Annotated in this window: 20 protein-coding genes; 10 read left to right on the top strand and 10 right to left on the bottom strand. The window is 68.5% G+C overall.

The window, feature by feature from the left end:
• Nucleotides 1-101 precede the first annotated feature (101 nt).
• The gene (locus ASF34_RS10305) at nucleotides 102-2018 is read right to left on the bottom strand and encodes a sigma 54-interacting transcriptional regulator (RefSeq protein ID WP_056160913.1); all 1917 of its coding nucleotides are present in this window, start codon (nucleotides 2016-2018) and stop codon (nucleotides 102-104) included.
• Nucleotides 2019-2178: 160 nt separating this feature from the next.
• Between ASF34_RS10305 and ASF34_RS10300 the strand changes: the two genes are divergently transcribed.
• From ASF34_RS10300 to ASF34_RS10275, 6 genes are all read left to right on the top strand, one after another.
• Complete coding sequence (locus ASF34_RS10300) at nucleotides 2179-3540, top strand: CmpA/NrtA family ABC transporter substrate-binding protein (RefSeq protein WP_056160912.1); 1362 nt, start codon at nucleotides 2179-2181, stop codon at nucleotides 3538-3540.
• A gap of 3 nt (nucleotides 3541-3543) precedes the next feature.
• A complete protein-coding gene (gene ntrB, locus ASF34_RS10295; protein WP_056160911.1) occupies nucleotides 3544-4383 on the top strand; it encodes a nitrate ABC transporter permease in 840 nt (279 codons plus the stop codon).
• 9 nt (nucleotides 4384-4392) lie between these two features.
• On the top strand, nucleotides 4393-5355 hold the full coding sequence (locus tag ASF34_RS10290) for an ABC transporter ATP-binding protein (RefSeq protein ID WP_056160908.1): 963 nt from the start codon (nucleotides 4393-4395) through the stop codon (nucleotides 5353-5355).
• 61 nt (nucleotides 5356-5416) lie between these two features.
• Complete coding sequence (cynS, locus tag ASF34_RS10285; RefSeq protein ID WP_018041857.1) at nucleotides 5417-5905, top strand: cyanase; 489 nt, start codon at nucleotides 5417-5419, stop codon at nucleotides 5903-5905.
• Nucleotides 5906-6073: 168 nt separating this feature from the next.
• A complete protein-coding gene (locus tag ASF34_RS10280; protein ID WP_056160906.1) occupies nucleotides 6074-6481 on the top strand; it encodes a DoxX family protein in 408 nt (135 codons plus the stop codon).
• Between the two features lie 228 nt (nucleotides 6482-6709).
• Nucleotides 6710-7390: a ParA family protein gene (locus tag ASF34_RS10275; protein ID WP_056160904.1), complete on the top strand. Its 681-nt coding sequence runs from the start codon at nucleotides 6710-6712 to the stop codon at nucleotides 7388-7390.
• A gap of 286 nt (nucleotides 7391-7676) precedes the next feature.
• On the opposite strand, the gene ASF34_RS10270 is transcribed toward ASF34_RS10275, so the two are convergent.
• Nucleotides 7677-9062 (bottom strand): dipeptidase, encoded by a 1386-nt coding sequence (locus ASF34_RS10270; RefSeq protein ID WP_056160903.1) that lies wholly within the window; start codon nucleotides 9060-9062, stop codon nucleotides 7677-7679.
• A gap of 302 nt (nucleotides 9063-9364) precedes the next feature.
• Nucleotides 9365-10042, bottom strand: coding sequence for an HD domain-containing protein (locus tag ASF34_RS10265; RefSeq protein WP_056160900.1), 678 nt, complete (start codon nucleotides 10040-10042; stop codon nucleotides 9365-9367).
• Nucleotides 10043-10160: 118 nt separating this feature from the next.
• On the opposite strand from ASF34_RS10265, the gene ASF34_RS10260 reads away from it, so the two are divergent.
• The 4 genes from ASF34_RS10260 to ASF34_RS10245 all read left to right on the top strand — a co-directional run bounded on the left by ASF34_RS10260 (nucleotide 10161) and on the right by ASF34_RS10245 (nucleotide 15183).
• Entirely contained in the window at nucleotides 10161-11126 is a 966-nt protein-coding gene (locus ASF34_RS10260) for a GlxA family transcriptional regulator (RefSeq protein WP_018041851.1), read from the top strand.
• Between the two features lie 258 nt (nucleotides 11127-11384).
• Nucleotides 11385-11903, top strand: coding sequence for a (2Fe-2S)-binding protein (locus ASF34_RS10255; protein ID WP_056160898.1), 519 nt, complete (start codon nucleotides 11385-11387; stop codon nucleotides 11901-11903).
• Nucleotides 11900-12913 (top strand): FAD binding domain-containing protein, encoded by a 1014-nt coding sequence (locus ASF34_RS10250; RefSeq protein ID WP_056160897.1) that lies wholly within the window; start codon nucleotides 11900-11902, stop codon nucleotides 12911-12913. The genes ASF34_RS10255 and ASF34_RS10250 overlap by 4 nt, the downstream gene beginning before the upstream one ends.
• A 14-nt stretch (nucleotides 12914-12927) precedes the next feature.
• A complete protein-coding gene (locus ASF34_RS10245) occupies nucleotides 12928-15183 on the top strand; it encodes a xanthine dehydrogenase family protein molybdopterin-binding subunit (RefSeq protein WP_056160895.1) in 2256 nt (751 codons plus the stop codon).
• An 80-nt stretch (nucleotides 15184-15263) separates the two neighbouring features.
• Here ASF34_RS10245 and ASF34_RS10240 read toward each other — a convergent pair whose 3' ends face one another.
• Genes ASF34_RS10240 through ASF34_RS10210 form a run of 7 tightly spaced genes read right to left on the bottom strand, consistent with a single transcriptional unit; the run spans nucleotide 15264 to nucleotide 21692 of the window.
• Entirely contained in the window at nucleotides 15264-16547 is a 1284-nt protein-coding gene (locus ASF34_RS10240) for an MSMEG_0569 family flavin-dependent oxidoreductase (protein WP_056160893.1), read from the bottom strand.
• Nucleotides 16548-16572: 25 nt separating this feature from the next.
• On the bottom strand, nucleotides 16573-16860 hold the full coding sequence (locus ASF34_RS10235) for an MSMEG_0570 family nitrogen starvation response protein (RefSeq protein WP_056160891.1): 288 nt from the start codon (nucleotides 16858-16860) through the stop codon (nucleotides 16573-16575).
• Nucleotides 16853-18031: an MSMEG_0565 family glycosyltransferase gene (locus ASF34_RS10230; RefSeq protein ID WP_056160889.1), complete on the bottom strand. Its 1179-nt coding sequence runs from the start codon at nucleotides 18029-18031 to the stop codon at nucleotides 16853-16855. The genes ASF34_RS10235 and ASF34_RS10230 overlap by 8 nt, the downstream gene beginning before the upstream one ends.
• A 5-nt stretch (nucleotides 18032-18036) precedes the next feature.
• Entirely contained in the window at nucleotides 18037-19011 is a 975-nt protein-coding gene (locus ASF34_RS10225) for a sll0787 family AIR synthase-like protein (protein WP_056160887.1), read from the bottom strand.
• Nucleotides 19012-19013: 2 nt separating this feature from the next.
• Complete coding sequence (locus ASF34_RS10220; RefSeq protein WP_056160885.1) at nucleotides 19014-19559, bottom strand: MSMEG_0567/Sll0786 family nitrogen starvation N-acetyltransferase; 546 nt, start codon at nucleotides 19557-19559, stop codon at nucleotides 19014-19016.
• Between the two features lie 8 nt (nucleotides 19560-19567).
• On the bottom strand, nucleotides 19568-20656 hold the full coding sequence (locus ASF34_RS10215) for an MSMEG_0568 family radical SAM protein (RefSeq protein WP_056160883.1): 1089 nt from the start codon (nucleotides 20654-20656) through the stop codon (nucleotides 19568-19570).
• Nucleotides 20601-21692 (bottom strand): Nit6803 family nitrilase, encoded by a 1092-nt coding sequence (locus ASF34_RS10210; protein WP_156465696.1) that lies wholly within the window; start codon nucleotides 21690-21692, stop codon nucleotides 20601-20603. Before ASF34_RS10210 ends, ASF34_RS10215 begins: the two co-directional genes overlap by 56 nt.
• Nucleotides 21693-21743 lie beyond the last annotated feature (51 nt).

Below are 21743 nucleotides of genomic sequence, written 5' to 3'. Positions count from 1 at the left end.
CTTCAGGCGAAGCTTTCACGATCGAGAGAATTCGATTCAATATCCTGCATCAACAACTCAGTCTACAGCCATTACACGTAAGGCGAGTGAAGCGGATCGGATCAGGCTCCGCCGCCCGACCGGCCGACCCCCGTCAGGCCATACACTTTGATGCGGGAGGCGAGCGTCGTCGGCTTGACGCCGAGCAGTTCGGCCGCCCCTCCGGCCCCGAAGACGCGGCCCTTGCTCAAGATGAGGGCGGCCGAGATGTCGGCCCGGTCGCGTGCCCTTCGCTCGGCCTCGGTGGCGGGGGTGGCGCCGGCCGCGACCTCGCCCTGCGGGCGCCGCCCCTCGACGGGACCGCTGCCCTCGGCCTCGGGCAGGTCGAACCGCAACCGCCCGCGCACGGCCAGGATCGCCGCCCGCTCGACGATGTTCTCCAACTCGCGGACATTGCCGGGCCAGTCGTAGCGCGCGAGGCGGCGGACATCGCCTTCCGTGAGACGCAGGTCGGGCATGGCGAGGCGCCGGGCCACGCCCTTCAGGAAGTGCTGGGCGATGAGGGGAATATCCTCGGGCCGCTCGCGCAGGGGCACGGCCGCGATGGGGAAGACGTTGAGGCGGAAGTAGAGATCCTCGCGAAAGCGCCCCCGCTTCACCTCGGCCTTGAGGTCGCGGTTGGTGGCGGCCACGAGGCGGACGTCGACGAGGCGGGTGCGCTCCTCGCCGACCCTCTCGAATTGCCGCTCCTGCAGCACCCGCAGGAGCTTGCCCTGCAGGTCGATGGGGATTTCGCCGACCTCGTCGAGAAACAGGGTGCCGCCATCGGCGAGCTCGAACCGCCCGACCCGGTCGCGCAGGGCGCCGGTGAAGGCGCCCTTGGCGTGGCCGAAGAACTCGCTCTCGAACAGCTCGCGCGGGATCGCCGCGCAATTCACCCGGATCAGCGGCCGGTCCCGGCGGCGGCTCGCCTCGTGGATGGCGCGGGCGATGAGCTCCTTGCCGGTGCCGGATTCGCCGGTGACGAGGACGGTGGCGTCGGTGCCGGCCACGAGGTCGATCTGCCGGAGGGTCGCCTCGATGGCCGGAGAACGGCCGATGATGCCCTGGTGGTGCCCGCCCTCGCGGATTTCCTCGCGCAGATAGGCGTTCTCGAGCTCCAGGCGCTGGCGCAGGGAATCGACCTCCGCCAGGGCCTGGCGCAGGCGCTCGTCGGCCTCCCGCCGCTGGCTGATGTCGCGGAAGACGATGACCGCGCCGAGGAGCCGGCCCCGGTCGCGGATCGGCGTCGACGTGTATTCCACGAAGATCGGGGTGCCGTCCCGGCGCCAGAACACCTCGGTGTCGACCTGATGCACGGCCCCATCGCGGAAGGCGGCGTAGATCGGGCAATCCTGGTGCGGGTAATGGCAGCCATCCGGGTGGCTGTGGTGGACGGTGGCATGCATGTCGCGCCCGACGAGATCGGCCGCGTCCCAGCCCAGCATCCGCTCGGCCGCCGGGTTGATGAAGGTGGTGATGCCCTCGGCATTGACCCCGTAGATGCCCTCGCCGGCCGCGCGCAGGATCAGCTGGTTCTCGCGCTCGATATCGCGAAAGATCCGCTCCATCCGCTGCCACTCGGTCAGGCCGGCCCGCATATGCGCATCGGCCTCCGTATCCACGAGGCGGCGGCGACGCTCGTCGAGGTCGAACAGGCTGACGAGGAGGAGCGCCGGCTCACCCGGCAGGATCGTCCCGCTATATTCCACATGGAGGCCGTGCCCCTCGGCGTGCCTCGGCGAGAGGGCATGGGTCCAGTCGCGGCCCCGCGCCTGCACGGCCTGGGTGAACACGATCAGCGTCGGCACCTGATCGGGATGGAGGCCGGTGACGCGCATGCCCCGCAGGACATCGGGATCGTAGCCGAGCAGCCGCGCGGCGGCCGGGTTGGCGTCCCGGATCTCGTCGGCCACCGGATCGAGCACCAGCATCGCCTCCGCCGCCCTGTCGAAGGCGGGGCCATAGGGCGAGGCGGTCGGCGCGTCTGATCTTTCCATCACGATATTTCGTAGCACAGGTCACGAAAAACCGTAATCGACGACATTTCGTAATGTTTGCCTTTATCTCAAACCATTGTTCCGATTGTATTTTTCATTGAAATTGCGGCTGGCACAGCGTTTGCCATGAAGGAACCGTCTCCGCAGAAAGGTCCGCGACATGGCGCTCTTCGACGATCCGTTCAACGCCCGGCTGACCTTGAAGCGCGGCGGCTGCTCCTGCGGAAACCATCGCGATCAAGCCGCGCACGATGCCGAAGCCCCGTCCGGCGACGCCGCGGTCACGCGGGCCGTCGAAGGCGCGGTGATGCGGGCCCTGTTCCCCGAGGATGCCCAGCGGCGCGCCTTCCTCAGGAGCGTCGGCGCGGCGACGGCGCTGGCCGCCGTGAGCCAGTTCTTGCCGACGAAATTCGTGGCCGAGGCCTTCGCGCAAGGGGCGAAGCCCGAGAAGACCGACCTGAAGGTCGGCTTTATCCCGATCACCTGCGCCACGCCGATCATCATGGCGAAACCCATGGGCTTCTACGAGAAGCAGGGGCTGAACGTGGAGGTGGTGAAGACCGCCGGCTGGGCGGTGATCCGCGACAAGACCCTGAACAAGGAATACGACGCCGCCCACATGCTGGCGCCGATGCCCATCGCCATCTCGCTCGGCGTCGGATCGAACCCCGTCCCCTACACGATGCCGGCGGTGGAGAACGTCAACGGCCAGGCGATCACCCTGGCGATGAAGCACAAGGACAGGCGCGACCCGAAGAGCTGGAAGGGCTTCAGGCTCGCGGTGCCCTTCGACTATTCGATGCACAATTACCTGCTGCGCTACTACCTCGCGGAAGCCGGGATCGACCCCGATACCGACGTGCAGATCCGCGCCGTCCCGCCGCCGGACATGGTCGCGAACCTGCGGGCCGACAACATCGACGGGTTCCTCGCTCCCGACCCGGTGAACCAGCGCGCGGTCTATGACGGCGTCGGCTTCATCCACATCCTGTCGAAGGAGATCTGGGACCGGCACCCGTGCTGCGCCTTCGCGGCCTCCCAGGATTTCGTCACCCAGACCCCGAACACCTACGCCGCCCTCCTCCGCGCCGTGATCGAGGCGACGGCCTACGCCTCGAAGATCGAGAACCGCAAGGAGATCGCCGCGCAGATCGCGCCGGCCAACTACCTCAACCAGCCGGTGACGGTGGTGGAACAGGTGCTCACCGGAACCTTCGCCGACGGCCTCGGCAACGTCCGCAAGGTGCCGGACCGCGTCGATTTCGACGCCTTCCCGTGGTCGTCCTTCGCGGTCTGGATCATGACCCAGATGAAGCGCTGGGGTCAGATCAAGGGCGATGTCGACTACAAGGCGGTGGCCGAGAAGGTCTATCTCGCCACCGACGCAGCCCGGCTGATGAAGGAGGCCGGCCTCACCCCGCCGACCGCCACGTCGAAATCCTTCTCGGTGATGGGCAAGGCCTTCGATCCGGCCAAGCCCGAGGAGTATCTGAACTCCTTCGCCATCAAGCGGGCCGGCTGAGCCATGAAGGCCTCTCTCTCGCTCCGCGCCGGCATCGTCTCCCTGGCCGTCCTCGCCGCCTTCCTGCTGCTCTGGCAGATCGCGGTGGGCGGGGTGGCCAAGACCGAAGCCATGGACCCGGAATACGCGGCCCTCATGGGTGCGAGCGCCACAACCGGCAAGTCGGCGATGCCGGGGCCCCTCGACGTCGCCGCCGCCGCCTGGAAGCACCTGAAGGACCCGTTCTACGATCGCGGCCCCAACGACAAGGGTCTCGGCATCCAGCTCGCCTATTCCATCGGCCGGGTGGCGCTGGGCTACGGTCTCGCGGTGCTGGTGGCCATCCCCATCGGCTTCCTCATCGGCATGTCGCCGCTGATGGGCCGGGCGCTCGACCCGTTCATCCAGCTCCTGAAGCCGGTCTCGCCGCTCGCCTGGATGCCGCTCGCCCTCTACACGATCAAGGATTCCAGCCTGTCGGCGATCTTCGTGATCTTCATCTGCTCGCTCTGGCCGATGCTGATCAACACCGCCTTCGGTGTCGCCGGAACGCGCAAGGAATGGCTCAACGTCGCCCGGACCCTGGAGGTCGGGCCGATCCGGCGCGCCTTCACGGTGATCCTGCCGGCGGCTGCGCCCACCATCCTCACCGGCATGCGCATCTCCATCGGCATCGCCTGGCTCGTCATCGTGGCGGCCGAGATGCTCGTGGGTGGAACCGGCATCGGCTACTTCGTCTGGAACGAGTGGAACAACCTCTCGATCACCAATGTGATCGTCTCGATCCTGGTCATCGGCCTCGTGGGCATGATCCTCGACCAGTTGCTCGCCCGGGCGCAGCGCCTCGTCACCTTCCCCGAGTGAGGCCGCGCCATGAGCAAGCTCATCCCCTTCGCGCGGCGCTCCGCGAGCGCCGCTCCCGACCCCGCCGCCGGGACCAGCCGCATGTCGTCGTCTGAGAAGTTCATCTCCATCGAGGGGATCGCCCGGCGCTATCCCGCCCCCGGCGGCAAGCCAAACACCGTGTTCGAGAACCTGTGGCTGCCCATGCGGCGGGGCGAGTTCGTCTGCATGATCGGCCATTCCGGCTGCGGCAAGACCACGGTGCTCAACATCCTGGCCGGGCTGGAGGCGCCGAGCGAGGGCGTCGTCATCGTCGACGGGCAGGCGATCGAGGGAACCAGCCTCGACCGGGCGGTGATCTTCCAGGGCCATGCCCTGCTGCCCTGGCGCACGGTGCTCGGCAACGTCGCCTATGCGGTCTCCTCACGCTGGCGCAAGGCGTCCCGCGCCGAGGTGGAGGAGCGCGCCCGCAAGGCCATCGCCACGGTGGGCCTCGCCGGCTCCGAGCATAAGCGCCCGTCCGAACTCTCGGGCGGCATGAAGCAGCGTGTCGGCATCGCCAGGGCGCTCGCCATCGAGCCCAAGATCCTGCTCATGGACGAGCCGTTCTCGGCGCTGGACGCGCTCACGCGGGGCACCCTGCAGGACGAGGTGCGCCGCATCTGCATCGAGACCGGCCAGACCGTCTTCATGATCACCCACGATGTCGACGAGTCGATCTACCTCGCCGACCGCATCGTGCTGATGACCAACGGCCCCGAGGCCAAGGTGGCGGAGATCGTCGAGAACCCGCTGCCCAAGCGCCGCGAGCGCGCGAACCTCCATCACGCGCCGGGCTACTACGCCCTGCGCAACCACCTGATGGACTTCCTCGTCAGCCGCTCGAAGAGCCTGCGGGACGCCATGCCCGCCGGCTACGACCAGCGCCATCCGCCGGTGGTGCGGCCGGGTGCGGACGGGCCGGAGCCGATCCCCGTCCCCGCCGCCTCGTGAATCCGCGGCTCTCGGATCCGCGCGCCGCCTCTCACCCACGTTCCTTCATCGGAGACCTCACATGAAGCGCGAAGACCTCACGGAAAAGCTCCTCGACATCAAGCGCGAGAAGGGCTGGACCTGGAAGCACATCCAGGCCGAGATCGGCGGACTCTCGCCGATCCTCATCACCGCCGCCTGCATGGGGCAGATGAAGCTGCCCAAAGCCCAGGCGAAGAAGGCGGCGGAGCTGTTCGGCCTGACCGAATCCGAGGAGCGGATGCTGAACGAGGCGCCCTATCGCGGCTCGATCCCGCAGATGCCGCCCACCGACCCGCTGATCTACCGCTTCTATGAGTTGGTGATGGTCTACGGCACCACCTGGAAAGAACTGATCCAGGAGGATTTCGGTGACGGCATCATGTCGGCGATCGATTTCAACATGACCATGGAACGAGAGCCCAACAACAAGGGCGACCGGGTGAAGATGAACTTGTCCGGAAAATTTTTGCCGTATAAATATTATGACAACGAAGAAGGCGTGCCGGATTACGGCTTCAAGGAGCCGTAAATCTGGAGCCATGCTTCGCAAGCGTTCTGGACTATAGCGGCACCGCGGCTTCAAAAGAGGCCGCGGTGACTTTTCTCACGCGCGGCGAGTCGACGGCGGAGGGGGTTTCGTGCTGATTGCGGAGGCTTGGCCGCACGCACGGCCCTCCCCCTCGGAGATTGTTTCCGCATGAACCTCAACGCGATCTCGGCCACCTGGGCCCCCCGGCTTCTCAGCGTCCTGCGCATCGTCGCCGGCGTCCTGTTCCTGGAGCACGGAACGCAGAAGCTGTTCGGGTTTCCCGTGCGCATGGGCGGCGGGGCGGCACCGGCGCTGTTCACACTCTTCTGGTTCGCGGCCGTCCTCGAGATCGTCGGCGGCGCGCTGATCATCCTCGGCCTGTTCACCCGGCCGGTGGCGTTCATCCTCTCCGGCCAGATGGCCTTCGCCTATTTCATCGCCCATGCGCCGAAGAGCCAGTTCCCGGCCTTAAACGGCGGCGACGCGGCCATCCTGTTCTGCTTCCTCTTCCTCTACCTCGCCGCGGCCGGCGCCGGTCCGTGGAGCCTCGACGCGCGGCGCCGCGGGCGGTTCTGAGCCGGGGCTCGGGGCTCGCGCCGGCGATGCCCGGCCGGATCGATCGGAGGAGCCGCGCTCCGTCCGATCGAGAGACGATTCCTGCCATACGGCGTCCCCTGAAGCCGGCGGGCAGGTCGCCTTCACGGTCGCACCGGTCGCAGCCGATGCCGGGTCGTCGAGGTGACGGAGGCGGGTCGCATGGCGCCTGACGACACCCCGGGGCCGCGCGTAGAGGGGGGCGGTGTGATGACGGAGGAGCCTGCCGACGACCGGCGCATCCGCGTCGTCGCCGTGGCCGTGCAGAAGGGCGGCACCGGCAAGACGAGCCTCGCCGCTTCCCTGTCCGTGGCGGCGGCGGAGGACGGCGAACGCGTGATCGCCTTCGACCTCGATCCGCAGGGGTCGCTGGCCGGCTGGGGCGCCCTGCGGCGCAAGGACGGAGTGACCGTCGAGCGCATCCAGGCCTGGGAGATCGGGCAGATGCCCGAGATCCTGGAAGGCTGCCGCGAGAACGGAACCACCCTCGTCGTCATCGACACCGCCGGCACCGCCACGGGTCTGGCCCCGGCCCTGCGCACGGCCGACCTCGTGGTCGTGCCGGTGCGCCCGTCGCGGCTCGACCTCGTGGCCGCGAGGCCGACCCTCCAGACCCTCGTGGGCCTCGGGATGCGGAGCCGGCTGGCTCTCGTCCTCAACCAATGCCCGCCCCCGCCCTCCCCGCGCACGGATGCCTATGCGGCGCAACTCCGCTCGCTGGGCGTGCTGGCCGAACCCAGCATCGTGCACCGGGTGGATCACCAGGACGCCGTGGCCTCCGGCCTCGGCGTCACCGAATACGCGCCCTGCGGCCGGGCCGCCGAGGAGATCCGCGCCCTGTGGGGCTGGCTCGACGCGAAGATGAGCCGATCGGGTGCGGAAGCATCCTGACCGGATTCCCATCGGCGAACCGACCCGTCACCGCGCCTTGATTTTTTGAAGCCTGCCTGATCGGCTCGCGGCAGATACTCATGGCAGAGTCGATCATCCAAGCAGACCTCCTCATCCTGAGGCGCCGGAGCGTAGCGGAGGCCTCGAACGAGGCCTCCAATCGGCGCGCAATCCCTGGAAGCCTCCTTCGAGGCCGCTATGCGGCACCTCAGGATGAGGTGAAGCCTTGGACGAACACCGCAAACGAGCTCTGTCGATGTCTCGGGTTTCAGGACGCGAAACCCGCTCAGCGCTCCCCGAATGCCGCCAGGATGCGCGCCCAGGAGCGGGTGCCCTTGTGGAAGCTCTTGAGGTCGTACTTCTCGTTGGGCGAGTGGATGCGGTCGTCGTCGAGGCCGAAGCCGATGAGGAGCGTGTTGCGGTCGAGCAGCCGCTTGAAATCGCCGACGATGGGGATCGAGCCGCCCGCACCGATGGTCACGGCCGGCACGCCCCATTCCTCGGCGAGCGCCCCCCTCGCGATGTCCAGTTCGGGCATGTCGAAGGGCAGGCTGATGGCGCGGCTGCCCTTGTAGCAGATCACCTCCACCGAGCAGTCCGACGGGATGCGCTCACGCACGAAGGCCTCGAAGGTCTTCGCGAGTTGCTCGGGGTCCTGATCGTCCACGAGGCGGAACGAGACCTTGGCACTGGCCTCCCCCGCGATGACCGTCTTGGTGCCCTCGCCGGTATAGCCGCCGATGATGCCGTTGACGTCGCAGGCCGGGCGCGACTGGATCAGCTCGATCAGCATCCGGCCGCGCTCGCCGGCAGGCTCCTTGAGGCCGATTGGGCCGAGGAACTTCTCGGCCGTGAAGTCGAGCCCGCGCCACTGCTCCAGAATGTCGGCGGGCGTCTCGCGCACGCCGTCGTAGAAGCCCGGCAGGGCCACTCTTCCATCCGAATCGTGCAGGTCGGCGATGATTGTCGACAGGACGTGGATCGGGTTGCGCGCGGCACCTCCGAAGAAGCCCGAATGCAGGTCACGGTCGGCGCAGGTGACCTTGACCTCGAAATAAGCGAGCCCCCGAAGCGACGTGGTGATGGCCGGCGTGGTGGAGTTCCACATGCTGGTGTCGCAGACGAGGACGATGTCGGCGGCAAGCTTGTCGCGGTTGGCCGCGACCCATTCGGGCAGGCCTTGAGAGCCGTTCTCCTCGGCGCCCTCGATGAGGAGGGTGACGCCGCAGGGTAGCTCGCCTTCCATGGCGATGAAGGCGCGGCAGGCTTCGACGAAGGTCATCACCTGACCCTTGTCGTCCGAGGCACCGCGCGCCACGATCTGCTTCTCGCCCTTGGCGTTCAGCGATAGGCGCGGCTCGAAGGGCGGCGTCTCCCAGAGGTTCAGCGGGTCCACCGGCTGCACGTCGTAATGGCCATAGAACAGCACGTGCGGCTTGCCGGGTTTCGGCGCATGCGCCAGCACCACCGGATGCAGCGAGGTCTCGTGGATGGCCGTCTCGAAGCCGAGCGCCGTCAGGTTGCCCCCGAGCCACTGCGCCGCGTCGCGGCAATGCCCGGCATAGGCCGGATCGGTGGAGATCGACGGGATTCGCAGGAAGGCGAGCAACCGCTCCAGGGCATTGTCGAGGTCGCGGTCGATGTCGTTGAGAACCGGGTCGAGGGCGGCCATCGCGCGTCCTTGTGGCAAGCGGGGATGGCGACAGGGTTAGCCGAGGGGATGGGCGGGCGCAAACCGCAGACATGGCCGTTCAGGGCTGCAAACTGGGCTGGAAGGCGTTCGGTTAAGGAGAGTTCAAGGGTCGACACCCCCGAAACCGCAATTTCCGGGGGCATCGAGCAGTGCTCGGACCCGTGTAGACGGCATCTGAGGCCAAGGCGTCGGCCCTGCGTCCGCACCGTCCCGCATGGCTATGAAGCCGTCGGTCGCGGCGCTGGACAAGGATCTCCCCGCTCGCCGAGAAGGCCCGCGCGTCACGCGTGCTGAGCGCAGCCGCATCCCGAAGCATGGGCCCCGGTAGGCCAGCGCGAGCGACGGATCAGGTCGCAAAAGTTGCCCTTGCGGAAGCTCGGTTCCTTGTCGGCGATGACGTCCGCCTTGACGTTGCCGAACGTCGTATCCGGCTTGTGTCGGATGCCGTCGTAGAAGGCTTGGATGATGTCCTCCTTGAATTCGGGCGTCCGCGGGAACGCGGACACCACCGCCTCACGCTCGGCGTCGGAGTATTCTCCGTAGGTCAGGCCGAGCACGTCCATCTCGACGCCGGCGGTGACGAGCGCCACGACCGGATGCATGTGGACCGGGATGCCGGGCGTCGTGTGCAGGGCGATGGCGGTCCAGACCGTGTAGACGTCCGCCTCCGGTACCCCGTGCGCTGTCAGGAAGTCGCGCGCCGCGTTGGCGCCGTCGACCTCGAAGCGCTCCTCCGCGCTGCTGTGGTCCGGCATGAGGCCGACATCGTGGAACATCGCTCCCGCGTAGAGAAGTTCGCTGTCGAAGGTCAGGTCGCGGCGGATGCCTGCCAGGGCGCCGAATTGGTAGACCCGGCTCGAATGATTGAAGAGGAGTTCGGTTTCCGTGTCCCGGACGAACTCCGTGACGGCACGGGCCAATTTGCTGTCCGGAACGGTTGCCAAGGTGGGAATGCTCAAGATCGGGGTTCCTTTGCGCTGAGCCTCCCATCGGGCTACAAAACTCCATCATTGGCATCAATCGTCGTATGACGGCGTTTTCTGCCATCGTTCATGCATCCTCAGCCACGGAGCTCCGATGGCGCCCCGCTCCATCGCCATCCTCGCCCTTCCCGGGGTCCAATTGCTCGATGTGGCCGGCCCGCTCGACGTCTTCGCCGAGGCGAACGTCCAGAGCGGCGAGCCCATCTACGATCTCGCCATCGTCGGGACGGCCGCCGATACGATCCTCACATCGTCGGGACGCCGCCTCGTCGCGGATCTCGTGGCTCCCGGTTTCGATCCGATGGGCTTCGACACGCTGCTGGTCGCCGGAGCGCCCCGCATGCACGAGACGGACGTCGATGACGGTCTGGTGGACTGGCTCGTGACGGCTGCGGCGCAGTGCCGGCGCTACGGTTCGGTCTGCAGCGGAGCGTTCCTGCTCGGTCAGGCAGGCCTGCTGGACGGCCGGAGGGTGACGACGCATTGGGCCGTGGCGGAGGTGCTGGCGGCGCGCTACCCGGAGGCGTCGGTCGAGGCCGATGCGATCTGCCTCTTCGACGGCCCGCTGAGGACGGCGGCCGGGGTCACCGCGGGGCTGGATCTCGCGCTGGCCCTCGTCGAGGAGGATCTCGGCGCGGAGATCGCGCGCCGGGTCGCCAGCCAGCTCGTAATGTTCTTTCGACGCGGCGGCGGGCAGATGCAGTTCAGCCGCCGCGGGCTGAGTGCACCGGCCGGCCGCTCGGCCTTGCAGGAAGTCCAGCGCTGGGTGGCCGCATATCCCGCGGAGGATCACGCGGTCGAGAAGCTCGCGGGGCGAGCGGGGATGAGTCCGCGCCATTTCGCGCGCCTGTTCAGGACCGAGACGGGACTGACACCGGCCGCCTACGTGGAGAACGTCCGGATCGAGGCTGTCCGGCGCCTTCTGGAAACGGACGACATCGTTCTCAAGCAAATCGCGAACGCTTGCGGGTTCCTCGACGCCGACACCCTCCGGCGGGCCTTCATGCGGCGTGTCGGGACGACGCCCGCGGAGTATCGTCGACGGCATCTGCATCGCTGAGCCGCCCGCGCATCCGGAGCTGCACGCCCGCTCTACCGTTCAGGCTCCGCTGAATCGGCGCTCGTCCATTCACAAGCCCCACCGAGCACCCGACACCCTTCCCGCAGGAGGAAACCACCCTTCCGGGAACAGGCACAGATTGGAACGGTTATCGAGTGGACCGGCGCGGGGCGTGGACGTTTCTTCCCCTCGTGCCTCCGCCCATTCGAGAAACGCGGCCGGTGCTCTGCCCGGCCCCTGATCCTTCAGGACACGCCCATGCTCATCGACAGCGGATCGCCCGGCGCTCCGGCCACCATCGGCATCAGCCTGACCATCAACGGCGAGGTTCGTGAGCTTCAGGTGGCGCCGTGGACCACCCTCCTCGACCTCCTGCGCGAGGATCTCGACCTCACCGGCACCAAGAAGGGCTGCGACCACGGCCAGTGCGGCGCCTGCACCGTGCTGGTGAACGGCACGCGCATCAATTCCTGTCTCGCGCTCGCCGTGATGAAGGACGGCGCCGAGATCGTCACCGTCGAGGGGCTGGCCAAACATGCCGGCCAGGACGGCGCGATGCACCCGCTCCAGGCCGCCTTCGTGGAGCGCGACGCGTTCCAGTGCGGCTATTGCACCCCCGGCCAGCTCTGCTCGGCCGCCGGCATGATCTCGGAAGGTCACGCCACGTCGCGCGAAGAAATCCGCGAGGCCATGAGCGGCAACATCTGCCGCTGTGGCGCCTACACCAACATCGTCGATGCCATCGAAGACGTGATGCACGCGGGAGCCGCCCGATGAACCGCTTCGATTACGTTCGTCCGACCACGGTCGAGGAGGCGGTGCGGGCCATCGGCTCCGCCGCCAATGCCCGCTTCATCGCCGGCGGCACCAACCTCGTCGATCTGATGAAGTACAATGTCGAGCGGCCCGAGCGCCTCGTCGACATCACACGCCTGCCCTTGGAGGCCATCGAGGACCATGACGGGGGCCTGCGCATCGGCGCCCTCGTTACAAACTCGACGGTGGCCTACGACGAGCGCATCAGGAAGCGCTACCCGCTCCTGTCGAGTGCGATCCTGGCCGGTGCCTCGGGCCAGCTGCGCAATGCCGCCACCACGGGCGGCAACCTCAACCAGCGCACCCGCTGCTATTATTTCTATGACGAGGCGACGCCCTGCAACAAGCGGGAGCCGGGCTCGGGCTGTCAGGCGATCGGCGGCGTCAACCGCATCCACGCCATCTTCGGCACCAGCGAGGCATGTATCGCCACCCACCCGTCCGACATGTGCGTGGCGCTGGCGGCCCTCGAGGCTGAGGTCCGCGTCACCGGACCGGGCGGCGAGCGCCGCATCCCCTTCGCCGAGTTCCACCGCCTGCCGGGGGACACACCGCAATACGACACCACCCTGAAGGCGGACGAGATCGTCCTCTCCGTCGATCTTCCGGACGCGGATTTCGCCGGCCACCACACCTACCTGAAGCTGCGCGACAGGCTCTCCTACGCCTTCGCCCTGGTTTCGGTGGCCGCCGTGATGAAGCTCGACGGCGACACGATCACCGAGGCCCGCTTCGCCCTCGGCGGCGTCGCGCACAAGCCTTGGCGCAATACCGAGGCGGAAAGCTCCCTCAAGGGCAAGCCCGCCACCCGCGAGAGTTTCGAGGCCGCCGCCGAGATCGTGATGCGGGAGGCCAAGCCACAATCCGAGAACGGTTTCAAGATCGAGCTCGCCCGGCGCGCCATCATCCGGGGCCTGACCCAGGCCGCTGCCGGCACCCCCCAGTCGCAATCCGACAAGCGCATCGCCTGAGGACCCGTCCAGACATGGCAAACAGCATCTCCTCCACCGGCACGGACAGCTTCGTCGGAACCGCGCGTAGCCGCGTCGACGGCCCCGCCAAGGTCACCGGCCTCGCGAAATACGCGGGTGAATTCACCGCCGCCGATCTCGCCCATGGCTACGTCGTCTCCGGTGGGATCGCCAAGGGCCGCATCACCGCCATCGACAGCGCGGCGGCGGAAGCCGTGCCCGGCGTGCTCAAGGTCTTCACCCACGAGAACCGGCCGCGCACGGCCTGGCTCGATTACAATTACCAGGACGCCGTGGCGCCCCCCGGCTCACCGTTCCGCGCCTTCTACGACGACAAGATCCATTACAGCGGCCAGCCGGTGGCCCTCGTGGTGGCCGAGGATTTCGGCACCGCCCGCTATGCCGCGTCCCTGGTGAAGGTCTCCTACGAGGCCGAGGAGCCGCTGACCGACGTCGAGCGCCAGCGCGAATTCGGCTACGAGCCGCCGAAGAAGCGCGCCGGCATCAAGCCGCCGCCCAAGCCCTGGGGCGATGCCGATGCCGCCTTCGCCTCAGCCCCGATACAGCTGCGAGGCGACTACACGCTCGCCGTGGAGCACCACAACCCGATGGAGCCACACGCCTCCACGGTGGTCTGGGACGGCGACGGCGCGATCACCGTCTACGACAAGATCCAGGGTGTCTCGAACAGCCAGGGCTACATCGCGGGCGTGTTCGGCATGGACAAGGACAAGGTGCGGGTGCTCAACCCGTATCTCGGCGGCGGCTTCGGCCTCGGCCTGCGCCCGCAATACCAGCTCTTCCTCGCGGTCATGGCCGCGCGTGAGCTCGAACGTTCGGTGCGGGTGACACTCACACGCGACCAGATGTTCACCTTCGGCTACCGCCCCGACGTGCGCCAGACCATCTCCCTCGGCGCGGACGAGGGGGGCAAGCTCCGGTCGATCAAGCACGATGCCCTGTCGGGCACCTCGCGGTTCGAGGATTACCAGGAGGTCGTGGTCAACTGGTCGGCCATCCTCTACGGGGCCTGCGAGAACGTCTCCCTCGACTACAAGCTGACGCAGATCGACACCTACACCCCCGCTGACATGCGGGCGCCGGGGGCGGTGACGGGGGTGTTCGCCCTCGAGATCGCCATGGACGAACTGGCCCATGCCACCGGCCAGGACCCGATCGCGGTACGCCTCAAGAACTACACCGACCGCGACCCCACCGAGGACAAGCCCTTCGGCTCGAAGGCCCTGCGCGCATGCTACGAGCAGGGCGCCGAGCTCTTCGGCTGGTCCGAGCGCAATCCCGAGCCGCGTTCCATGCGAGACGGCAAGGAACTCGTCGGCTGGGGCATGGCCACCGGCGTGTGGGAAGCGCTGATGCAGAAATCCGCGGCCCAGGCGACGCTCACCGCCGACGGCAAGCTGGTGGTCGGTAATTCCACCGGCGATATCGGCACCGGCACCTATACGATCCTCACCCAGATCGCCGCCGATGCCCTCGGCCTGCCGATGGAAGACGTGACGACGAAGCTCGGCGACACCGACCTCGCCGAGGCGCCCGTGGCCGGCGGCTCGTGGACGGCGGCTTCGTCCGGCACGGCGGTGATGAAGGCCTGCCGCAAGATCGCGGCGGATGTCTTCGCCATGGCCCGCGCCATGGACGACTCGCCGCTCGCCAATGTCGATCTCGAGCGCGTCGTCTTCACCGGCGGCCGGATCGAGATGGCGGGCGACCCGTCGCGCAGCGTCTCCCTCGTGGACGCCATGAAGGCGGCCGGCGTCGACAAGGTCGAGGCGACAGAGAGCGCCGGTCCGGATGCGGGCCACATGAAGGAGTTCGCCTCCTACACCCACTCGGCCGTGTTTGCGGAAGTGAAGATCGACGAGGAGTTGGGCCAGGTCCGCCTCACCCGGATCGTCTCGGCCATAGCGGCGGGCCGGATCATCAACCTCAAGACCGCCCGCAGCCAGATTCTCGGCGGCGTGGTCATGGGGATCGGCTCGGCGCTGGAGGAAGAGTCCATGCTCGACCATACGGTCGGCCGGTTCATGAACCACAATTTCGGCGAGTACCATGTGCCGGTGAATGCCGACATCCACGACATCGACGTGATCTTCGTGGAGGAAGACGACAAGGCCAACCCGATGGGCGTCAAGGGGCTGGGCGAGATCGGCATCGTCGGCACGGCAGCAGCCATCGCCAACGCGGTGTTCCACGCCACCGGCAAACGCATCCGCGACCTGCCGATCACCATCGACAAGATCATCGGGTGATCGAAGCGACGGAATGATGGAACCACCAAGCGATCCGGGCCATCCGCGACGGTCCGGGTCGTTCGGTGACGGCAGTCGGCTCAACTCGCCAACGACAGCTTCTCCCCGACGACACGTTTCGCCCGCAACTCCACCACCCGCTCGGCCAGATATTCCGTATCCCGCGCGATGCCGGAGAAGCGGCCCGAGCCCCAGGTGTGGAGCCAGGGCAGGCCGACGACATAGAGGCCGTCCACCGGGGTCACGCCGCGCGTGTGGATCGGGAGGCCGCGCCCGTCGAAAGCGGGGGCGTCGATGAAGCCGTAATCGGCGCGGAAGCCCGTCGCCCAGATCACGCTGCCGATGCCGGCCGCCTCGGCATCGAGGCTCGGCGCGTGAGGTCCCGGCGCCCAGAGCGGGGTGTAGTGCGCCTGCTCGGGAGCGGCGATCCCCTTGGCGGCGATGTGCCTGTCGATGGCGCCCTGGATGCCGGTATAGACCGCGTCGGCATTGTCGAGGTTCCGGCCCAGGTCGTCGGCGAAACGCAGCACCGGGCCGTCGATGGATTCGAGGCGGCTGTGGAGGCTCATGCCTTCCAGGGCGAAGCGGCGCAGGTCGATGTCGCGGCCGCCATCGCGGCCGGTGAGGTAGTGGTTGGCCTTGCGCCGCACATCCTCCTTGAGCGGATGGTCCTCCACGGGGAGGTCGTACTGGCCCATATCGGCGAGCCAATCGACGGCGTCGCGCCCGCGATGAACGCGCGGGCAGCGCGGAGCCGAGCCCACCACGAGATGGACCTTGCGGCCGGACAGATGAAGGTCCTCGGCGATCTGGCAGCCGGACTGGCCGGAGCCCACCACCAGCACCGCGCCGTCCGGCATCTGACTCGGATTGCGATAGGTCGAGGAGTGGATCTGCCGTAATCCGGCGGGCAGGCGTGCGGCGAAGGCCGGGATCGCGGGCACGTGATAGCCGCTGATCGCCATCACCACCTGATCGGCGGTGTGTTCGCCCCGGCTCGTCGCGACGGTGAAGCCGCCCTTAGGCCTGCGCCGGATCGCGGTCACCGCCACGCCCTCGACCACGGGCGCCTCGATCGCCCTTGCATAGGCCTCGATATAGCCGACGATCTCGTCCCTGGGCATGAAGCCGTGCGGCTCCTCTCCCGGATAGGGGAAGCCCGGCAGCTGGCACTGCCAGTTCGGCGTTACCAGGCAGAAGCTGTCCCAGCGCTGGGTCTTCCAGGCATGGGCGATGGTGTTCTTCTCGAACACGATGTGGTCGATGCCGTGCCGGCGGAGCTGGTAGCTCATCGACAGGCCGGCCTGGCCGCCGCCGACGACGATGACCGAATGGTGCGAGGGGAGCGTCGGGGTCTGGTTCATGGGGGCGTCCTTCCGGCTCGGGCCGCTATTCCTCGAAGGCTTCGACGGTGACGCGGGCGTCGGGCGTGGCGGAGAGCGCCGTCGCGCGCGCCTCGATCCGGGCGAGCTGTCCCAGGGCGAGGCTGCAAGGAAAGCCGTAGCGGGCCTCCACGCGCGCGCTGGCGATGGTCAGCGCCGCCCGGCTGCGGGCGACGAAATCGACGACGGCATAGGTCTCGCCGACCCCGAAATGCTCCTTGATCACGAGGGAGGGCGAGTAGCAGGCCTCGCGTTGGCCATCAGGCCAGCGCACGTGAAAATGCATTTCAGGCATCCGACATCTCCTGTTTGCGGGCGGCGAGGGAGGCGTAGGCGGGCCGGTGCTTCTCGGCGCAGGCGCGCCAGGAATGCGCTTCGGCGACGGCGAGGCCCGCTTTGGCCAACCGCTCCCTGGCAGAGGGCCGGAGGGCGGTGCGCATGCCGTGGAGGACCGATCCCTCGTCCTCCGGGTCGACGAACACCGTGTCCGCGGCCGTGAGATACTCGGTGAAGGGAGCCCGGTCGGAGACGATGGTCGGCGTGCCGCTCGCCATCGCCTCGAGCACGCAGAGGCCGAATCCCTCCCTGAGGGAGGGAAACACCAGGGCGTCGGCGAGGCGGTAGAGGGCCGGCATCGCGGCCTGGGGCACCGGCCCCGTCTGCACCACCGGACGGCCGGGGCCGACATCGAGGCCGTTGCGGTCGAGGGCCGCGCGGCAGCGGGCCTGGTAGCCGGAATGGTCGAGGAGCGAGGCGCCCCCGACGACGAGGAGCTGCGCCGCCGGCCGCTCCTGCCTCAGCCGGGCGAAGGCCTCGATGATGGCGAGGCTGTTCTTGCGCTCCTCGAACCCGCCGACGCTGAGGAGGATCGGCCCCTCGCCGAGGCCCCACTCGCTCCGCAGGGCGGCGTCCCCCTGCCCCGGCTCGGGTCCGAAGGCGCCGGTATCGACACCGTTGCCGACAGTGAGGGCGGCAAGCCCGTAATCCCGCGTGAGCGCGCCCTGCCACAGGCTGCTGACGCAGAGCAGCGCGGTGGCGTCGAAGATCGCCCGGTCGTGCCAGTAGGCGAGCTGCGGATCGGAGAAGAGGTCGACGTGGTGGACCGTGCGCACGAAGCCGGGGATCAGGCGGCGGCGGGTGAGGGTGGCGAGCGCGTTGCCGCTGATCGCGTCCTGGGCATGGAAGACGTCGTAATCGCAGGCCGCCGGCGACGCGAAATGGCGCAGGTAATCCTCGATCCGGGTGCGGACGAGGTCTACCGTCGATCCCGAGACCGGCCGCGCCGCCACCGAGATCACCGGACAGGACGTCTTGCGGAAGAAGCCGGTCCCCGAAGGATCCGGCGCATGGACCGTCGCGCTGTGGCCGAGGGCGGCGAGCGCTTCGCCCAGCGCCAGGGCGTGGACTACCCCGCCGCGCGGATGGGTGGAATGCGCGAGGATCGCGATGCGCAGAGGCCCGGTCATTCCCGTCACGTCTCCTGCCCGCAGCCGATGAGGGGGCTCGCGGCGAAGTCCCAGACCACGGCCTCCTCCGTCCCGTCGGACACCGTCGCGATGCGGCCCGCATCCACGCCGCCGATGACGGAGGCGGCGATCCCGCGATCCGTGAAGCGCCGGAGGACCGGCGCGACGTTCGACGGCGACACGCTGAGGAGGTAGCCGAAGCTCGGAAAGGCGGTGAGCCAGCGGGCGAGATCGATCCCCTCGGGGCGCGGGATGCGGTCCAGCCGGATGGCGGCGCCGACGCGGGAGCATTCGAGCAGCATCAGCGCCGTGCCGACGAGGCCGGCCATGCTGATGTCCTTGGCCGCCTTGGCGAGGCCGTCCTCGGCGATGCCGGCGAGGATCGCGGTGTCACCGCGCAGGCGCTCGGCCGGGGCACCGGTGGCCGCATCCCAATAGGGATGCGGATCGCGAAAGCGGCCGCGCAGGTCGATCGCCGCGACGAGGCTGTCGCCGGGCATGGCGTCGAAGCTGGTGAGGAGGCGCTTTGCCCGGCCCAGGATGGCGACGGCGAGATGCTCGCCCGCGTTGCGGGTGTTGCTGTGCCCGCCGACCACTGGCACGCCGAAGGTCTCGGCCCCAGCCCTTAAGCCGGCCAGGACCGGATCGGCATGGGACTGGTCGCGGCTCCACAGGGCATCGACCACCGCGATGGGGCGGCCGCCCATGGCGGCGATGTCGCTGACATTGACCATCACCCCGCAGAACCCGGCGAAATACGGATCGTCGGCCACGAACCCGTCCATGAACCCCTCAATGGCCAGGAGCAGGTAGCCGTCCCCGTCGGGGATGGCGGCGCAATCGTCGCCGAGCGGTACGGCGGCGGCGCGCCCGCCGAGGCCGAGCCGGCCGATCACGGCGTCGATGTCCCGCTTGTGGGCGAGGCCGCGCCCGTGGCGGATGCCGTGGGCGATCTCGGCGAGGGAGGGGGGCAGGGTCATGGTCAGGCCGCCCGCCGGAGGAGCGTGACGAGGCCGCGCTCGGGGTCGGCCATGGGCGGGTAATGCCCGAGATCGGCCTGCATCAGGTGATGGACGCGGCCATGCAGCTCGACCTCGGCGAGGCTCGTCCAGTGCAGCGCCTGGAACAGGGGCGCGTTGGCGCTCTGCACATGGGCGAGGAAGCGGGTGCAGCCCCGCGCATGTGCGGAGGCCACAGCCACATGGATCAGGCCGGCGCCGAGCGCCCCGACCCGGCGGTAGTCGCGGGCCACCGCGAGGCGCGAGCCCCACCATTCGCCGGGCCGGTCGGCGGTCTCGTGGATGCGCACGGTGCCGACGACGGCATCCGGGGCGCCGCCGAGGGTCGAGAGGGCACAGATCGGGATCGCCACCGCGTCGACGGCATCGCGGTCGTCGCCGTCGAAGATCGCCTGCTCGGCGCAGAAGACCTGCCGGCGCAGGGACGCCGTGCCGGCCCGCTCCCAGGGCGCGGTGGCGAACTTGATCCGGAAATGGCTCGACCGGTAGGTGGGAACGGGCTCGAACATCGTCCCGCTCACCGCTCGTAGGTGGAGAGGGCCGAGCAGGCGCCGCAGCGTCCGCAGCCGGCCTTGATGTCGGTGGAGCGCAAACCCGCCCCCGCCAGCATCGCCGCGAGCGGCTGGAGCACGGAATGCATGAAATCCGGCGAGGGGGCGGGATGGTCCTCCAGCGGCGTGCCGGAAATCGGCACGAACGGCACCACGAACGGGTAGACGCCCATGCCGATCAGGCGCTCGGACATCGTCAGGATGGCTTCCGCCGTGTCGCCGAGACCGGCGAGGATGTAGGTCGAGACCTGACCCTTGCCGAAGACCGGCACGGCGGCGGCGAAGGCCTGGACGTAGCGCTCCAACGGCACGCTCGCCTTGCCGGGCATGATCGCGGCGCGCACCTCCGGCGTCACCGCCTCAAGATGCAGGCCGAGCGCATCGACGCCCGACGCCTTCAGCCTGGCGAACCAGCGGTCGTCGTCCGGCGGCTCGCACTGGGCCTGGATCGGCAGGTCGACGGCCGCCTTCACCGCGAAGGCGCTCTCGCACAGGACCGCGGCGCCGCGGTCGGTGGCGTTGGGCGTGCCCGTGGTCATCACCATGTGCTTGACGCCGTCGAGAAGGACGGCGGCGCGGGCCACCTCCGCGAGTTGCTGCGGCGCCTTGTGGGCGATGGTACGCCCGGCCGCGAGCGACTGCCCGATGGAGCAGAACCGGCAGGTCTTGGTGCGGCTCTGGTAGCGGATGCAGGTCTGCAGCACCGTGGTGGCGAGCACGTCGCGCCCGTGCAGCACGGCGATCTTCGAATAGGGCACCCCGTCGAGGGTCTGGAGCCCGTAGAAGCGCGGCTTGCCCGGAAACGTCACCCGGCCGATCACCGTGCCGTCATGCTCGATCACGCTCGACCCGTCGGCATCGGGCCGGCGCACGAGGTAGGGTGAATCGAAGGCGCCCGCCGTATGGACCGGCACCATCACGGTGCGGCCGGCGATGGTCATCGCCTTGTGGTCGGAGGGCCCGGCCCCGCCCCGGCGGCTGGCGACACCGGCGCGGGTGTCAGCCAGCCTGACTCCGTAGGATTGCAGGGCGTTGATCAGGTGCTCCGTCGGCATCCCCTGGTAGACCGGGGACGGCGCCGGCGAGGAAGCGGCCGGGGAGGTCAGCAGCGGAGAGTCGCTCATGGTCGGTGCTCCGGGGATGCGGGATGTCCGATGCGGGCGTGGTCACCACCGTGCGGGCGGGACGCGCGTCGTGGTTGAGGCTGAGGAGTTCGGGGCGGGCGTAGTGGCCGACCGAATCCATCATCCGCTTGCGCTTGGTGACGAGCGCCATGTCCATGTCGGCGACGAGGATGCCCTCGCCCTCATTCATCGGCGGAACGAGGTGCTTGCCTTCCGGCGAGACGATGGCGGTGCAGTTGCCGCCGCGCAGGGCCCCGCGCATCCGCTCGTCGGGAGAGATCGTGGCGATCTGCGCCTCGGTGAGCCAGCCGGTGGCGTTGACGACGAAGGCGGCGGCCTCCAGGGCGTGGTGCCGGATCGTCACTTCCATCTGGTCGGCGAAGATCTGACCCACCATGGAGCCGGGGAACTGGGCCGCGTGGATCTCCTCGTGCTGCGCCATCAGGGCGTAGCGGGCGAGCGGGTTGTAATGCTCCCAGCAGGCGAGAGCCCCGACCCGGCCCACCGCGGTTTCGACCACCGTGAGCCCGGCGCCGTCGCCCTGCCCCCAGACCATGCGCTCGTGATAGGTCGGGGTGATCTTGCGACGCTTGAGAAGGAGCGTCCCGTCCGCATCGAAGATCAGCTGCGCGTTGTAGAGCGAGCCGTGGTCGCGCTCGTTGATGCCGAGCACGATCACCGCGCCATGCCGGCGTGCGGCCGCCGAGACCGCCTGCGTCACCGGCCCCGGCACCGTCACCGCGCCCTCGTAGAGCCGTAGGTGCTCCGGCCCCTGCGCCGCCGGCGGGGCGATGAAGGAGAAGTACGGGTAGTACGGCACGAAGGTCTCGGGGAACACGATGAACCGCGCGCCCTTGCCCGCCGCTTCGTCTGTCGCGGCAAGCACTCTTTCCAGCGTCCCGCCCGGCCGCTCCAGATCGGGGGAGATCTGGACGGCGGCGGCGCGCACGATGCGTGACTCGGACAAGCGTGACTCGGACATGGGTCCGTTCCTCGTTCGACATGGTACGCGCGCATT

Origin of the sequence: Methylobacterium sp. Leaf106 (assembly GCF_001422895.1) — a bacterium.
Classification (GTDB): domain Bacteria; phylum Pseudomonadota; class Alphaproteobacteria; order Rhizobiales; family Beijerinckiaceae; genus Methylobacterium; species Methylobacterium bullatum.
This window is presented reverse-complemented; position numbering and strand designations above follow the sequence as displayed.

What these genes read in the sequence shown, in the direction of transcription:
- ASF34_RS10305 (WP_056160913.1), bottom strand. Translation starts at nt 2,018, where the DNA reads ATGGAAAGATCAGACGCGCCGACCGCCTCGCCCTATGGCCCCGCCTTC.
- ASF34_RS10300 (WP_056160912.1), top strand. Translation starts at nt 2,179, where the DNA reads ATGGCGCTCTTCGACGATCCGTTCAACGCCCGGCTGACCTTGAAGCGC.
- ntrB (WP_056160911.1), top strand. Translation starts at nt 3,544, where the DNA reads ATGAAGGCCTCTCTCTCGCTCCGCGCCGGCATCGTCTCCCTGGCCGTC.
- ASF34_RS10290 (WP_056160908.1), top strand. Translation starts at nt 4,393, where the DNA reads ATGAGCAAGCTCATCCCCTTCGCGCGGCGCTCCGCGAGCGCCGCTCCC.
- cynS (WP_018041857.1), top strand. Translation starts at nt 5,417, where the DNA reads ATGAAGCGCGAAGACCTCACGGAAAAGCTCCTCGACATCAAGCGCGAG.
- ASF34_RS10280 (WP_056160906.1), top strand. Translation starts at nt 6,074, where the DNA reads ATGAACCTCAACGCGATCTCGGCCACCTGGGCCCCCCGGCTTCTCAGC.
- ASF34_RS10275 (WP_056160904.1), top strand. Translation starts at nt 6,710, where the DNA reads ATGACGGAGGAGCCTGCCGACGACCGGCGCATCCGCGTCGTCGCCGTG.
- ASF34_RS10270 (WP_056160903.1), bottom strand. Translation starts at nt 9,062, where the DNA reads ATGGCCGCCCTCGACCCGGTTCTCAACGACATCGACCGCGACCTCGAC.
- ASF34_RS10260 (WP_018041851.1), top strand. Translation starts at nt 10,161, where the DNA reads ATGGCGCCCCGCTCCATCGCCATCCTCGCCCTTCCCGGGGTCCAATTG.
- ASF34_RS10255 (WP_056160898.1), top strand. Translation starts at nt 11,385, where the DNA reads ATGCTCATCGACAGCGGATCGCCCGGCGCTCCGGCCACCATCGGCATC.
- ASF34_RS10250 (WP_056160897.1), top strand. Translation starts at nt 11,900, where the DNA reads ATGAACCGCTTCGATTACGTTCGTCCGACCACGGTCGAGGAGGCGGTG.
- ASF34_RS10245 (WP_056160895.1), top strand. Translation starts at nt 12,928, where the DNA reads ATGGCAAACAGCATCTCCTCCACCGGCACGGACAGCTTCGTCGGAACC.
- ASF34_RS10240 (WP_056160893.1), bottom strand. Translation starts at nt 16,547, where the DNA reads ATGAACCAGACCCCGACGCTCCCCTCGCACCATTCGGTCATCGTCGTC.
- ASF34_RS10235 (WP_056160891.1), bottom strand. Translation starts at nt 16,860, where the DNA reads ATGCCTGAAATGCATTTTCACGTGCGCTGGCCTGATGGCCAACGCGAG.
- ASF34_RS10230 (WP_056160889.1), bottom strand. Translation starts at nt 18,031, where the DNA reads ATGACCGGGCCTCTGCGCATCGCGATCCTCGCGCATTCCACCCATCCG.
- ASF34_RS10225 (WP_056160887.1), bottom strand. Translation starts at nt 19,011, where the DNA reads ATGACCCTGCCCCCCTCCCTCGCCGAGATCGCCCACGGCATCCGCCAC.
- ASF34_RS10220 (WP_056160885.1), bottom strand. Translation starts at nt 19,559, where the DNA reads ATGTTCGAGCCCGTTCCCACCTACCGGTCGAGCCATTTCCGGATCAAG.
- ASF34_RS10215 (WP_056160883.1), bottom strand. Translation starts at nt 20,656, where the DNA reads ATGCCGACGGAGCACCTGATCAACGCCCTGCAATCCTACGGAGTCAGG.